This is a genomic window from Rhodopseudomonas sp. BR0G17 (assembly GCF_010907025.1).
GTDB lineage: Bacteria > Pseudomonadota > Alphaproteobacteria > Rhizobiales > Xanthobacteraceae > Rhodopseudomonas > Rhodopseudomonas palustris_H.
Genome location: NZ_QUML01000106.1, coordinates 1 through 552, shown reverse-complemented (window position 1 = coordinate 552; position 552 = coordinate 1). Strand labels below are relative to the sequence as shown.

Annotated in this window: 1 protein-coding gene; it reads left to right on the top strand. The window is 65.9% G+C overall.

The window, feature by feature from the left end:
- Positions 1–552 (top strand): type I restriction enzyme endonuclease domain-containing protein (locus DY467_RS25410; RefSeq protein ID WP_164639813.1); only part of this gene is annotated, 552 nt, incomplete at both ends.

Sequence of the window (552 nt, the reverse complement as noted above, 5' to 3'; positions counted from 1 at the left end):
GATGCAGGCGATCGCGCGGGTCAACCGGGTGTTCAAGGACAAGCCGGGCGGTCTGGTGGTCGACTATCTCGGTCTCGCCGAGGAATTGCGGCAGGCGCTGGTCACCTACACCGAAGCCGGCGGCACCGGCCGCACGGCGCTGGACCAGGACGAAGCGGTCGCGGTGATGCTGGAGAAATACGAGGTCTGCCGCGGCCTGTTCCACGGTTTAGACTGGTCGTATTGGCTGAGCGGCAGTCCGGCCCAACGGATCACGCTGCTTCCGGCCGCGCAGGAGCACATCCTCGCTCAGGACAACGGCAAGGCCCGGTTGATTCAAGCGGTGGACGAATTGTCGAAGGCGTTTGCGCTCGCGGTGCCCCACGCCGAAGCGATCCAGATCCGCGACGACGTCGGCTTCTTCCAGGCGGTGCGCGCCGTGCTCTCCAAGAACGAGACCGGCGAGCGTAAGAGCAGCGAGGACATCGACCACGCCATCCGCCAGATCGTGTCGCGGGCGATGGTGTCGGACAAGGTCGTCGACATCTTCGCCGCCGCCGGCCTGAAGAAGCC